13 protein-coding genes are annotated in these 12,784 nt (G+C 49.5%); 12 read left to right on the forward strand and 1 reads right to left on the reverse strand.

All coding sequences use genetic code 11. The features are described 5' to 3' along the window. Window positions 1-15 precede the first annotated feature (15 nt). The 12 genes from ACFWUB_RS06395 (at window position 16) to ACFWUB_RS06450 (ending at window position 11,576) form a co-directional block, all read left to right on the forward strand. Window positions 16-570, forward strand: coding sequence for a 3'-5' exonuclease (locus tag ACFWUB_RS06395; RefSeq protein ID WP_020310309.1), 555 nt, complete (start codon window positions 16-18; stop codon window positions 568-570). A gap of 418 nt (window positions 571-988) precedes the next feature. Beyond that, the gene (locus tag ACFWUB_RS06400; RefSeq protein ID WP_303147770.1) at window positions 989-2,203 is read left to right on the forward strand and encodes an MFS transporter; all 1,215 of its coding nucleotides are present in this window, start codon (window positions 989-991) and stop codon (window positions 2,201-2,203) included. A 14-nt stretch (window positions 2,204-2,217) separates the two neighbouring features. Then, on the forward strand, window positions 2,218-2,652 hold the full coding sequence (locus tag ACFWUB_RS06405; protein WP_292300666.1) for a MarR family winged helix-turn-helix transcriptional regulator: 435 nt from the start codon (window positions 2,218-2,220) through the stop codon (window positions 2,650-2,652). Between the two features lie 121 nt (window positions 2,653-2,773). Beyond that, window positions 2,774-3,721: a 2-hydroxyacid dehydrogenase gene (locus tag ACFWUB_RS06410; protein ID WP_020310313.1), complete on the forward strand. Its 948-nt coding sequence runs from the start codon at window positions 2,774-2,776 to the stop codon at window positions 3,719-3,721. A 279-nt stretch (window positions 3,722-4,000) separates the two neighbouring features. After that, window positions 4,001-5,080 (forward strand): mannonate dehydratase, encoded by a 1,080-nt coding sequence (gene uxuA / locus ACFWUB_RS06415; protein ID WP_020310314.1) that lies wholly within the window; start codon window positions 4,001-4,003, stop codon window positions 5,078-5,080. Between the two features lie 16 nt (window positions 5,081-5,096). Next, entirely contained in the window at window positions 5,097-5,642 is a 546-nt protein-coding gene (locus ACFWUB_RS06420) for an MFS transporter (RefSeq protein WP_416183674.1), read from the forward strand. Further along, window positions 5,567-6,385: an MFS transporter gene (locus ACFWUB_RS06425; RefSeq protein ID WP_416183675.1), complete on the forward strand. Its 819-nt coding sequence runs from the start codon at window positions 5,567-5,569 to the stop codon at window positions 6,383-6,385. The genes ACFWUB_RS06420 and ACFWUB_RS06425 overlap by 76 nt, the downstream gene beginning before the upstream one ends. Before the next feature lie 60 nt (window positions 6,386-6,445). Continuing rightward, the gene (locus ACFWUB_RS06430) at window positions 6,446-7,390 is read left to right on the forward strand and encodes a sugar kinase (protein WP_416183676.1); all 945 of its coding nucleotides are present in this window, start codon (window positions 6,446-6,448) and stop codon (window positions 7,388-7,390) included. 488 nt (window positions 7,391-7,878) lie between these two features. Further along, complete coding sequence (locus tag ACFWUB_RS06435; protein ID WP_416183677.1) at window positions 7,879-8,517, forward strand: bifunctional 2-keto-4-hydroxyglutarate aldolase/2-keto-3-deoxy-6-phosphogluconate aldolase; 639 nt, start codon at window positions 7,879-7,881, stop codon at window positions 8,515-8,517. A gap of 488 nt (window positions 8,518-9,005) precedes the next feature. After that, window positions 9,006-9,416 carry an IS200/IS605 family transposase gene (gene tnpA / locus ACFWUB_RS06440; RefSeq protein WP_292298285.1) on the forward strand — a complete coding sequence of 137 codons (411 nt, stop codon included), beginning with the start codon at window positions 9,006-9,008 and terminating at the stop codon, window positions 9,414-9,416. 17 nt (window positions 9,417-9,433) lie between these two features. Beyond that, on the forward strand, window positions 9,434-10,741 hold the full coding sequence (locus ACFWUB_RS06445) for a transposase (RefSeq protein WP_292298286.1): 1,308 nt from the start codon (window positions 9,434-9,436) through the stop codon (window positions 10,739-10,741). Window positions 10,742-10,886: 145 nt separating this feature from the next. Then, window positions 10,887-11,576: a GntR family transcriptional regulator gene (locus ACFWUB_RS06450; RefSeq protein ID WP_416183678.1), complete on the forward strand. Its 690-nt coding sequence runs from the start codon at window positions 10,887-10,889 to the stop codon at window positions 11,574-11,576. A gap of 135 nt (window positions 11,577-11,711) precedes the next feature. Here ACFWUB_RS06450 and ACFWUB_RS06455 read toward each other — a convergent pair whose 3' ends face one another. Continuing rightward, the gene (locus ACFWUB_RS06455) at window positions 11,712-12,707 is read right to left on the reverse strand and encodes a LacI family DNA-binding transcriptional regulator (RefSeq protein WP_302681459.1); all 996 of its coding nucleotides are present in this window, start codon (window positions 12,705-12,707) and stop codon (window positions 11,712-11,714) included. Window positions 12,708-12,784: the final 77 nt, after the last annotated feature.

Consider the following 12,784-nt stretch of genomic DNA (forward strand, 5'->3'; position numbering starts at 1 on the left):
AAAGGAAGGTAGATTATGCTCGATTTTACGGCTATCGACTTTGAAACGGCCAATAAATACGCCAACAGTGCCTGCTCCCTGGCTGCGGTCACCATGAATGACGACCGCTGTGTCAAAGAAGGCTATACCCTCATCCGACCGCCTTTCATGGTTTTTGATTCAGGCAATATCCAGATCCATGGCATCACGCCGGACCAGGTCGCCCATAAACCAAAGTTCGATGCCCTGTGGGACCGCATCCGCCCTCATCTGGAAGGACGCATCCTGGTCGCCCACTATGCCGTCTTCGATACGCGGGTCCTGCGCAGCCTGCTGAAGACGTATCACCTGGAAAAGCCCCAGGCGTCCTATGCCTGCACTGTCGAAATCTCCCGCCGCGTCTGGCCGGACTTGCCCAATCATAAACTGGACACCGTTGCCGGTCACCTGGGCTATTCCTTCCATCACCATCAGGCCTTGGACGACGCCCGCGCCTGTGCCTACATCGTCCTCAAAGCCGCAGAAATCGTCGGCGCTTCGTCCATGGAAGAACTCCTCAAGGCGACGCACCTCAAGTTGAAGACACTGTGATAGAGTTTGTATTATGGACTTTGTAGGGGCCGTCCCAAAGGGCGGCCCGTCTGTCATGGTGGTGTACACGTAATGCATGACGGGTGATGCGTGAAAACATCCTTCATCTGCCCGAATAGCTATGTCTACAATTCACAGCGGGACGCCTAGCCACAGCTGTCCGTTTTGGCAGCCGTCCTGCGCCTCCTGCTGGTCGGCACCTGACGGGCCAAAAAGGCTTAGCAGGACGTCCCCTACGATATCGCATACAGGCGGTGGAAATGAACTCGAGACAGCTGCCGGAACGGACAACTTTTGAGATAAAAGCGTCCGGCATGATGGCAGAAATCCTCACATAGTATTGACTAGTCAATATAACAGTGTTATGATAGATTCCGTCAACAAATTTGACTAGTCAATTATAAAAGGAGCGATTGCAGTGATAAAAGAAAGATTATGGACTCGTGATTTCATGGCTCTGGTCCTGGCCAACGGTTTTTTGTTTGCCGGGTTTCATTTCCTCTTGCCGACGATTACCCTCTATGCGGCCAGTTTAGGGGCTACGGGTGGGGAAATCGGCCTCATCGGCGGTATCTTTGGTTATTCGGCCATCTGTATCCGTCTGTTCACTGATACGGGTGTCCACTATTTAGGGAAAAAGAAGTGCCTTTACCTGGGCCTGGCCCTTTCCATTTTGGCTACCGTGTCGTATTATATGTTTGATAGTATCCACGCCATCGTAGCTGCCCGCATCCTCCACGGCTTCGGTTTTGGCCTGAGTACGACCTTTGCGGCAGCTATCGTCGCCGATGTCATCCCGGCCAGCCGCCGCGGCGAAGGGATTGGTTATTTCGGCCTGGGCAGTACGGTCATGATGGCCCTGGCTCCGGCTGTTGGTTTATTTTTACTCAATGACATCAGCCCAGCAGCCCTGTTCTTTGCCTCGGCCGCCGTTTCCTTCCTGGCTGTCCTTGCCAGTGTCTTCTGTCATGCCGGCAAGAAAGTTCGTCGGGTAGAAGTGAAGGAAAAGGCTTCTCTGCGCGACCGCATCTGTGAAACCGGTACGGGCCTTCCCGCTGTTTTGACGATTTTCTTCGGTGCCGCCTATGGCAGTGTCAATACGTATATCGCCATGATGGCTGCTGAAGCGCATATCGAAAATGCCGGCCTGTTCTTCATCATCGGGACGCTGTTCGTCTTCATTTCCCGTCCTTTTGGCGGCCGTCTCCTCGATGCTAAAGGTGCTTTTGCCGTCGTCATGCCCGGATCGGTCTTGTACTTGATCGGCTTATTGCTCATCATGGCAGCTCATTCGCTCACGGTCTTATTGGCAGCGTCCGTCTTTTATGGCTTAGGTGCAGGCCTGCTGCTTCCGGCCCTGCTGACGTGGATTTTGAATATGGTCCGCCCGGAACGGCGCAGTTCTGCCAGCGCGACCTTCTATAATATGCTTGATATCGGCACCAGCACGGGTATCCTCGTCTTGGGCGTCATCGCCGGCATGGTAGGCTACCGCCACATGTACTGGAGCGTTACAGCTCTCATGATTTGCTTTGCTGTCCTGTTCATGTTCTGTCATTATCGTTATGGCAGCGATGTCATGGCCAGCCAGAAAGCGGGGAAAGGAGCTGTCGCCGATATCCATGAAGATTGAGAGGTATTACAATTATGGATATACAAGACCGGCAAGATGATGAACTAGTGCGGCAGTTATTTTGCACGACCCGTATCTTTTCCCGGACTTTAAATGGCTGTGTTGCGCCTTTGGGACTTCACAGTTCGGAATGGATGGTCCTGAACTTCATCCATTTGAATAGCGGCATTGCCCAGGCCGATTTGATACGTCATTTTAAGGTAGAAGCGGCAGCGATTACGCGCACTTTGAGCCGGCTGGAAAAGAAAGGCCTCATTAGCCGCCATCCTATGGAGAAGGGGCGGGGAAAGTATATCGAATTGACAGCATCCGGCCAGGACTTGTTCGCCCAGGCAGAACCCTTTGTGACAGCTCATCGGCGACGGGCTCTGCAAGGCCTGTCGCCAGAGGAACGAAAACTATTATTGAGCCTATGTGCTAAAGTACAAGCGGCCTTAGACGAAAAATAGTATATGTTTTTATCATATAGAGGGTATACCTATACTGATTTCCCATAGATAGCTTACAAATTGCCAATATATGCGTATAATTAAATCAAAATATTACCTATGCTGAAAGGAGATTTTACAAATGAAAATTGTCTTGTTGGAATCGTTAGGTATCAGCCAGGAATTACTTGATTCGTATGTGAAACCCTTGAAAGAAAAAGGCTATGAATTCGCTGCGTATGAACGCAATGATGACCCGGCCGTCCAGATTGAAGAAGCCAAGGACGCCGATATCCTCATCATCGCCAATATGCCCCTCAAAGCCGAAGTCATCAATGCCTGCCCGAACTTGAAGTACATCGACGTCGCCTTTACCGGTGTCGACCACGTCGCTCTCGATGCGGCCAAAGCCAAAGGCATCAAAGTCAGCAATGCGTCCGGCTATTCGACAGTTGCCGTAGCTGAATTGACCATCGCCATGATGCTCGATTTGCTCCGCCGCGTACCTCAGGTCGATGCAGCCTGCCGTGCTGGCGGTACGAAAGCCGGCCTCGTCGGCAACGAACTGGAAGGCAAGACCGTCGCCCTCGTCGGTACCGGTCATATCGGCCATCGCGTCGCCGAACTGGTCCATGCCTTTGGCGCCAAGGTCATCGCCTATAACGGCTTCTCCCATAAAGCCGATACGGAACTGATTAAATACCTGCCCATGAAAGAAATGATGGAACAGGCCGATATCGTCAGCCTCCATTGCCCGGTTACGGACAAATCGAAGGGCTTGATCAATAAAGAAACCTTGTCGTATATGAAACCGACGGCCTTCCTCATCAACGAAGCCCGCGGTCCTGTCGTCGTATCCCAGGATTTGGCTGATGCATTGAACAGCGGTAAAATCGCCGGTGCCGGCATCGACGTTTTTGAAAACGAACCGCCTCTCGACACCAATCACCCGCTGCTCCATTCCAAGAACACTATCGTTACGCCGCACGTCGCTTTCGCTACGGCAGAATCCATGGCGAAACGCGCCGTCATCGTCTTTGACAACATCGACGCATACTTAGCCGGAAATCAGAAGAACGTCATTTTATAATGATACAGGGCTTGCCTGGTAGCAAGCCTGCAGGCCGCGGTTCGCAGACCGCAATCGTAGGGGCCGCCCAAAGGGCGGCCCGCTTTTTTTTGGCCATTTTCATGCCTTTTTATGCACAAAAATCATGGATTCAATTTTTCTATTCTACTTATTCAAATTATAATGTCTTACCTTGCTTAATGGATACTAGTATGGTAGTATGTAACTGCGAAAAGAAATAAAAGAAACATCAACGAAAATAAATATTTTATGATTCATTTATAATTGGAGGATTGCCTTATGAGAATGACCTTCCGTTGGTACGGAGAAAATGATGACAAAATTACCTTGCAGCAGATCGACCAGATTCCTGGTATGGACGGTATCGTCGGCGCTTTATTCGACATTCCTGTTGGCGAAGTATGGCCAGTAGAACCGCTGCTTCACATCAAAAAGCAGGCTGAAGCGAACAACCTGGTCTTCAAGGATCTGGAAAGCATCAACGTCCATGAAGACATCAAATTGGGCCTGCCCAGCCGTGACCAGTATATTGAAAATTACATCACGTCCCTGCGCAATGCTGCCAAAGCCGGCATCCAGATGGTCTGCTACAATTTCATGCCCGTCTTCGACTGGACCCGGACCGACCTGGCCAAACCCCTTTACGACGGCTCGACGGTCCTGGCTTATGACTACCATCTCATCGCCGGCAAGACGCCGCAGGACATGGCCCGGGAAATCCTCGACAACAGCAATGGCTTCGTCCTTCCCGGCTGGGAACCGGAACGGCTGAAAGAATTGTCGCACCTGTTTGAACAGTATGAAGGCATGGATGAAGACGGCCTGCGCAAGAACCTGGAATATTTCCTCAAAGCCATCGTTCCTGTCGCTGAAGAAGTCGGCATCAAGATGGCCATTCATCCCGATGATCCGCCGATTTCCGTCTTTGGCCTGCCGCGCATCGTAAAAAACGAAGACGACCTCGACAAAATCGCAGCCATGGTCGACAGCCCGAGCAACGGCTTCACCATTTGCACCGGTTCCCTCGGCTCGAACCGTCAGAACGACATTCCCCACATCATCCGCAAGTTCGGGAAAATGGGCCGCGTGAACTTCCTGCATATCCGCAACATCCAGGTCCATGAACCGTGGGTCTTCAACGAAGTCGCTCATAAATCGCAAATCGGCAACCTCGATATGTACGAAATCGTCAAAGCCGCTTATGACATCGGGTTCGACGGCCCTATCCGTCCGGACCACGGCCGCATGATCTGGGGCGAAGAAGGCCGTCCGGGCTATGGCCTCTACGACCGGGCCCTTGGTGCTAACTATATCTGTGGCTTATGGGATGCTATTAACCGCACGTGCGGGCAGTTATAAAAAGGAGGAACTTACGATGACGGCAGAAAGATTTAAAAATATGCGCTGGGTAATTATTGGACTATGCTTTTTAGCGAATGCGATTAACTTTATTGATCGTGCTAATTTAGCTATTGCAGCACCTCATATTCGGGCTGAATTGGCCTTAGACCCGACAACGATGGGGGTTATTATGAGTGCTTTCTTTTGGACATATGCTTTATGTCAAATGCCGGCCGGGTGGTTTATTGATAAAGTCGGTGTTCGCGTAAGCTTGGCTTTTGCTGTTGCTTGGTGGTCTATCTTTACCGCAGTAACAGGGATGGTTCATACTTTTGGTCATATGGTTGGGTCGCGATTATTGCTTGGTGTTGGTGAATCGGCAGCTATGCCGTCTTTTGCCAAAGCTGCTTATAATTGGTTTCCTCATAAAGAACGCGGCATTGCTTGCAGTATTTTTGATAGCGGTTCTAGAGTTGGTTCTGCCTTATCGTTGCCCTTGATTGCTTGGATTATTTCTATTCTTGGTTGGCGTGGCTCCTTTATTATCACGGGTATTATTGGTCTTATTTTTGGGCTTTAGCATGGTGGTTTATTTATCATGACCCTGAAAAGTATCGTGATATTGCTCCTGGACAAGTTGAAGCTTTATTAGCTGAACGAGGAGAACAAGAGGCAGAATCAGCTAAAAATCAATCTAAAGTTTCTTGGGCAGCCCTGTTTCGCTATCGGACTGTATGGGGATTAATGATAGGATTATTTTGTTTGAATTTTGCCATTTATTTCTTTATTACATGGTTCCCAAGCTATCTGATGGAAACACGTGGATTTTCTCTAAAAGCATTGGGGACATTGGGGATGTTACCGGCATTATTAGCAATTCCAGGTGGATGGCTTGGTGGTTTTACGTCTGACTGGCTTTTACGCCATGGACACACAGCTACTTTTTCTCGTAAAGTTTGTTTAGTTGGTGGAATGTTTCTTTCTTCCTGTATTGCACTTTGTGCTATTGTTGATAATGTATATGTTTGTTTAGCACTATTTGCATTATCTTATGCTAGTTTATCTTTTGCAGGATCTAATACCTGGGTTATTGTTGGTGAAATTGCACCGACACAAAAATATGTTGCTTCTATTGGTGGTATTATGAATTTTGCAGGGAATCTCGCTGGCATATTTATTACTACATTTACAGGTGTTATGTTGACAATCACGCAAGGTTCCTTCTTAGTTCCGTTAGCTGTTGCTGGTATTCTATGTATTTTGGGGGCCTTATCGTATCTCTTCTTGGTTGGACGTGTTGAACCATTGCCGTTGAAGAAATAAGTTTATATCTAGATGAGCTGCTTTAGTTGGCGGCTCATTTTTATAAAGGGTGATATTACTATGAGTAAAGTACTTACTATCGGCGAAGCCATGGGCTTGCTGATTGCTGAAGAAATAGGGCCGCTGGAAGAAGTGGAACATTTTTCCCGCCATGTTTGCGGGGCGGAACTGAATTACGCCGTCGGCATGGCCCGGCTGGGCAATGATGTATCGTATATTTCCAAGGTCGGCGTCGATCCCTTCGGGAAGTGCATCTGCAACTTCCTCAAGGCCAATGGCATCCACGATGACTATGTCTGGACTGATGACGACCATATGACGGGGTTCCAGATGAAGGAAAAGGTCCTGGAAGGGGATCCGATGGTGGCCAATATCCGCAAACACACGGCCTTTTCCCACTTCCAGCCGGCGGACCTTTCCGGCATCGACTGGACTGGCGTCGACCACCTGCACGTCACGGGGATTCCCCTGGCCCTGTCGGAATCGTGCCGGGAAACGATTTATACGCTGATGATGCGGGCTCACGGCAAAGGCGTGCGCATTTCCTTTGACCCCAACCTGCGGCCCATGCTCTGGAAATCCCAGGAAATCATGGCCCGTGTCATCAACGACGCCGCCCAGTATGCCGATATCGTCATGCCTGGCCTCAATGAAGGCCGGATCCTGACGGGAATGGACAATGAAAGAGATATCGCCGGCTATTATTTGCAGCGCGGCGTTCAGACTGTCGTCATCAAAATGGGTGGCAGCCATGGGACCTATATCCGCACGGCCGATGACCAGGAATACCGCGTGCCGAGCTATCACGTCGACCACATCGTCGATACCGTCGGCGCCGGTGACGGTTTTGCCGTCGGTTTCACCAGTGCCATCCTGGATGGCCTGAGCCTGGAAGAGGCTGCCCGCCGAGGCGCTGCCATCGGGGCCATGGCCATCCAGGTCGCCGGTGATAACGAAGGATTGCCGACGCGGGAACAACTGGCGGTATTCCAACAGAACGCATAATATTGGTTGTGGGATTCCCACAAGCGGGCCGCCCTTTGGGACGGCCCCTACGTGCGGTCCTATGGGACCGCTGCGGCCTGCGACCTGCGTTAATGACACCTGCATCAATCCGTATAATTGGTGCAAAACAACCCCATTAACCGCGAATAGGACATGGCCGATAAATGTGGAACGGGCGCCCCACGTGGGCGCCCCTACGCTGCGGCCTGCGTTGATGCCACCTGCATCAATCCGCATGATTGGTGCAAAACGGCCCCATTAACCGTGAATAGGACATGGCCGATCGGTGTGGAACGGACGCCCCACGTGGACGCCCCTACGAAAATGGGTATAAAAACATGTAGGGGCTCGCACGTGCTTTTTCAGCCCGTCAGGTCATGACTGTAAGGAATGGCAGGACGGTTGCTGAAACGGACCGCTGCAGAGGGCGAGCCCGCCCGGAATGATGGTGGCAAAACGTTCATCAGTCGTGAAAAGGAGAGAAAATCATGGATAAATTAGATGTTGTTAAGAAAATTCAGGAAATCGGCGTCGTCGCTGTCGTTCGAGGCAAGACACCGGAAGAAGCGATGATGATGTCCGAAGCCTGCATCAAAGGTGGCGTCACGGCCATTGAACTGGCTTTCACGACGCCGCGGGCTCATGAAGTCATCGAAGCCCTTTCCAAGAAGTATGCCGATAATCCTGACGTCCTCATCGGCGCCGGTACGGTCCTCGATGCCATTACGGCCCGCATCGCCATCCTCGACGGCGCTCGGTTCATCGTATCGCCGGCCCTGGATGTAGAAACGATTAAGCTCTGTAACCGCTACCGCGTGGCCGTCATGCCGGGGACGACGACCCTCAACGGCGTCATTACAGCCCTGGAATACGGTGCTGACGTCGTCAAGATCTTCCCTGGGGAAATCCTGGGCATGAAAGCCATCAAGGCCATCCATGGTCCCCTGCCGCAGGCTCCGCTCATGCCGACAGGCGGCGTCAATGTCGAAAACGCCGGTGACTGGATCAAAGCCGGCTGCGTCGCCGTCGGTGCCGGCGGTGCCCTCACTGGCGGCGGCAAGACGGCCGATGAAATCACGGCTACGGCCAAGAAATTCATCGCCGCCGTCCAGGCTGCCCGGAAGTAAAAATTTGATGTAATGTATTTGATGAAAGGCTCTCCTCATAGGAGAGCTGGCCGCCGAAGGCGGTCTGAGAGGTTGCTTTAAAAACGGGACTGGCGCATGAATGCCTATGTCATCATGCGCCAGTCTTTTTTCTTTAAGTTTGTACCTCTCGATGAATTTACACGTTCACATAATTCGTTTAAATGGTGTGATGACATAAAAGAAAAACTCGATAATTAAGCCGCTCACAGTCGTGTAAATCAAAATAAATTAATTTACTGATGCTGGAAACAGTACTTTTTTTCTTCTGGAAATATATAATTTGTGCCCGTTTTGTGATAAGATGAAATTGAGAAAAGCAGGTATTGATGAAGTGTCGCCGCACACTCGTGACTTTAGTCATGAGTTAGGCGACACATAACATATGTCATTTTAAAATCGCAAATAAAACCTTGAAATCATTGAGCTTTCCAACTGCATATGTTATTATATATGCAGGAGGTGAGAATATGACAATAGAAACCCATCATGGTCGAGGATATGTCTATTGTTTACACTACCATATCGTTTGGTGTGTGAAGTACAGACATAAGGTACTGACACCAGAAATTGTCGGAGACCTTGTTCAGATACTAGAAAAAATAGCCAATGACAATGACTTCGAAATTTTGGAACTCAACACAGACACAGACCATGTACATATTCTCATAGACTGTTCCCCGCAGCACTTCATCCCAGACATAATGAAAGCTATTAAAGGCGTGTCTGCTCGACTGCTTATGAAAAAGTACGGTGATACGCTCAGAAAGAAGCTCTGGGGAGGGCATTTGTGGAACCCGTCTTATTTTATAACGACTGTTTCTGAGAACACAGAAGCACAAGTTAGGGAATACATCAAATCTCAAGGAAAAAAGGATTAAGAAATGAGGGCTTGGCGATGAAGATAATGACTACTTACAAAACCAAAATCAGAGATTCGCATAGTGCATTAGCTAACACCGTGGGAATCTATCGTCAAGCTGTAGACTTTCTTATTGGTGTGGCTTTAGAAGAATGGAATGCCCTCAAAGAAATCGAACGCTCTCTCGAAAAACAGAGGGCGATTGAGTGCGTAATTCATCATACTAAATCTAATCCTTGCCCAAAATACGATTTCGATTCCAGATTTGGCAAATTCCCAAGTTATCTTCGCCGTGCGGCTATCACCGAGGCTGTCGGCAAGGTGTCCTCCTACAAAAGCAACTATGCTAACTGGGAAGAAAATCCGCAAGGTAAAGAACCTGGGATTCCAGTTGCAGGGTATATCTACCCCGCTATGTATCGAGACAACTGCTTTGTTCGTATTGGCACATATACAGCAAGACTAAAAGTCTGGATTCGAAATACTTGGGATTGGCTGGATGTGCAGCTTCGTAAATCTGACGTTGACTATATCCAACGTCATTGTGCAACCCGCAAGGAGTGCGTACCGACTCTTCGTAGACGGGGGAAGAACTGGTATTTGGATTTTACCTTCGAGGAAAATGTCAAACTCGAAGACAAACCCATTGACCGTCAAATTATCATCGGAGTAGACCTTGGCATTAACAATGCTTGTACTTGTTCCGCTATGTTATCAGATGGCACTGTCATCGGCAGGAAGATTCTTTCCCTGCCGAGAGAAAAAGACTCTCTGGGGCATAAGCTGAACAAAATCAAGAAGGCACATCAGCATGGTGCGAGGAAAATGCCGAGGTTATGGGCAAAGGCAAAAGGCGTAAACCTTGACATTGCCCATAAGACGGCTCAGTTCATCGCTGATGTAGCTATGCTCTATTCCGCTGACGTAATTGTATTTGAACATCTCGACACTCAGGGTAAGAAGCGAGGCTCAAAGAAGCAGAAACTCCATCATTGGCGGGCACAAGCTGTGCAGCGTATCGTTGCCGACAAAACCCACCGTGATGGAGTTCGCGTCCGTCGTGTTTGTGCATGGAACACATCAAAACTCGCTTTCGACGGTTCTGGTGAGGTCGAGCGAGACGAACACAATTATTCGATGTGTACTTTCAAAACTGGCAAAAGGTATCATTGTGACCTGTCTGCCAGTTATAACATTGGTGCTCGGTATTTTATTCGAGAAATCCTGAAATCCTTGCCTGCGAAGGCAAGGTTGGGCATTGAGGCAAAAGTTCCTCAATGTACCAAGAGAACCACCTGCACCTTGTCTACGTTACTTAGTCTGAATGCGGAGCTTGTGGCGTAATGCCATCAAGTTATCTGAGTTCAGTGCCTTATCGTAGAAAGACAGTCCGCTGTCCTAAAGACAGCATGACACGAACTTAATCGTGTCGTTGGAAGCATCCGACTTTAGTCGGGTGAGGGTTCACTTTCAGAATGATGGAGTTGTTATGGAAAATTTGGAATTATTTGAAAAAGCGCCGAATGAAACGGTGCGGGAATACGCCTATCGCGTGTTGTATGAAAACATTATGTCTTTGAAGCTGCCGCCAGGTACGGCCATGTCTGAACAGGAACTGTCGGGAATCTTGCATGTCAGCCGGACACCGGTGCGGGAAGCCTTCATCCGCCTGTCGCAAAAGGGACTGCTCGAAATTTTACCGCAGCGCGGGACCTTCGTATCTAAGATTCATACGGAACAACTGGCAGAGTTCCGCTTTTTCCGGGTCACCTTGGAACGGGCTATCGTAGAACTGGCTTGCCAGGATTTTCCGGATCCGTGGCGGACGAAATTAGAATTCTGTATTTTCGAGCAGGGTAAATTCATCACCTCAAAAGATGCAGAAAAATTTTTCAAGAGTGATAATACCTTGCACTCTCTGCTCTATGAAGGCTGTGGGAAACCGCATATCTGGCAGATTGTCCAGGAATCGAACCTGGATTATGCCCGGGCCCGCGTCCTCAATGTCAGCGATGCCGCTGAGCAGATGAATCTTCTCTACGAGCAGCACAAAAGCATAGTCGGCGCTATCTTTGCCGGTAATACAGAACTGGCAAAACGCATCATGACCGAACACATTGACAAGGTCATGGGTGATGTAGAAGTGCTGAAAAAAGAATATCCAGAGTATTTCCGGTAAAGGTAAGGATAGTTTGTAGTTCAGAGTTTGTAGTTTGCAGAAGATGACTTTAAATTTTTTACCATTTGTTGAAAACTAAAAACTACAAACTTAAAACTCGAAAAGAGGCTGTCGCACATGCGACAGCCTCTTTTTTCACCTCTTGAAACTTTCCCGTTCTACGAGGTCTGCACTGAATTCGGTGCGGACTGGGACGGAATCAGCTTTTTTTCCGGTCAGCTCGGTGACGATGTGGACGGCTGCATTGCACAGGCTGGTCAGTTTATTGTCCAGGCTGGTAATGGTCGGCGTGGCACATTGGGCCAGGATGGAGTTATTGCAGCCGATGACGGGAATGTTTTTTCCATGGCGCAAGGCGGCACGCTGGGCCGCAACGGCAAAGATGTCTTCTGACGTGACGATGGCGTCAAAGGGAATATCGTCTGCGACTAAACGGTCGATGAGTGCTTCCGTATCTTGCAAGGTCCGGGGAATCTGCTGGATGAGTTCTGGTTTCTCCGTCAATCTCCATTCCCGGATCCCCTGGCGGAAACCGTCGAGCTTATGGCGGCCGCTGTAGGTGAGGGAATCGTAAATGTAGAGGATGTCCTGACAGTTCTTGGCAGCCAAAGCGGCGATGACCATTTTCATGCCTTCTTTTTCATTGCAGACGACGCTGTACATATTGGGCTGATGGTAATCGCTGTTGATGGTGATGACCGGGATTTGCCGGGCCGTTTCACAGAGTTGGCGGATATCGGATTCGGAAGAAAATGGCGTGCCGATAGTGATGATTGCATCGACGTGCTTATCGGCCATAGCGGAAATATATTTGCCGTTATGCCCTGTATCGCTGCCGGTATTGGAGAGCATGACGTCGAAATGGTGCTTCCGCAGGCCATCTTCCAGCAGGGATACGGCATGGGCATAGAATATATCGGCCACGTCGGTACAGATGACGCCGACGATTTTCATGGAATCGAGACCTAAGCCCCGGGCGAAGGGATTGGGTTTATAGCCCATTTCTTTCATAACTTGAAGGACTTTCGCCCGTGTCTTTTCACTGACCCGTGTGCTGCCGTTGAGGACGCGGGAGACGGTGGCAATCGATACATTGCATTTCTGGGCGATGTCGTAAATGGTGATGTTCATGGCGATCGTTCCTCTTTATGTAAAAAATCTGGATTGCTTACATTATAGCATACTTTTTTCTGGAAAAAGGCGGGGAT

It is taken from the genome of Megasphaera sp. (genome assembly GCF_047831605.1).
GTDB classification, from domain to species: Bacteria; Bacillota; Negativicutes; order Veillonellales; family Megasphaeraceae; genus Megasphaera; species Megasphaera intestinihominis.

Coding starts and splice junctions, on each gene's coding strand:
- ACFWUB_RS06395 (WP_020310309.1), top strand. CDS start 16: ATGCTCGATTTTACGGCTATCGACTTTGAAACGGCCAATAAATACGCC.
- ACFWUB_RS06405 (WP_292300666.1), top strand. CDS start 2,218: ATGGATATACAAGACCGGCAAGATGATGAACTAGTGCGGCAGTTATTT.
- ACFWUB_RS06410 (WP_020310313.1), top strand. CDS start 2,774: ATGAAAATTGTCTTGTTGGAATCGTTAGGTATCAGCCAGGAATTACTT.
- uxuA (WP_020310314.1), top strand. CDS start 4,001: ATGAGAATGACCTTCCGTTGGTACGGAGAAAATGATGACAAAATTACC.
- ACFWUB_RS06420 (WP_416183674.1), top strand. CDS start 5,097: ATGACGGCAGAAAGATTTAAAAATATGCGCTGGGTAATTATTGGACTA.
- ACFWUB_RS06430 (WP_416183676.1), top strand. CDS start 6,446: ATGAGTAAAGTACTTACTATCGGCGAAGCCATGGGCTTGCTGATTGCT.
- ACFWUB_RS06435 (WP_416183677.1), top strand. CDS start 7,879: ATGGATAAATTAGATGTTGTTAAGAAAATTCAGGAAATCGGCGTCGTC.
- tnpA (WP_292298285.1), top strand. CDS start 9,006: ATGACAATAGAAACCCATCATGGTCGAGGATATGTCTATTGTTTACAC.
- ACFWUB_RS06445 (WP_292298286.1), top strand. CDS start 9,434: ATGAAGATAATGACTACTTACAAAACCAAAATCAGAGATTCGCATAGT.
- ACFWUB_RS06450 (WP_416183678.1), top strand. CDS start 10,887: ATGGAAAATTTGGAATTATTTGAAAAAGCGCCGAATGAAACGGTGCGG.
- ACFWUB_RS06455 (WP_302681459.1), bottom strand. CDS start 12,707: ATGAACATCACCATTTACGACATCGCCCAGAAATGCAATGTATCGATT.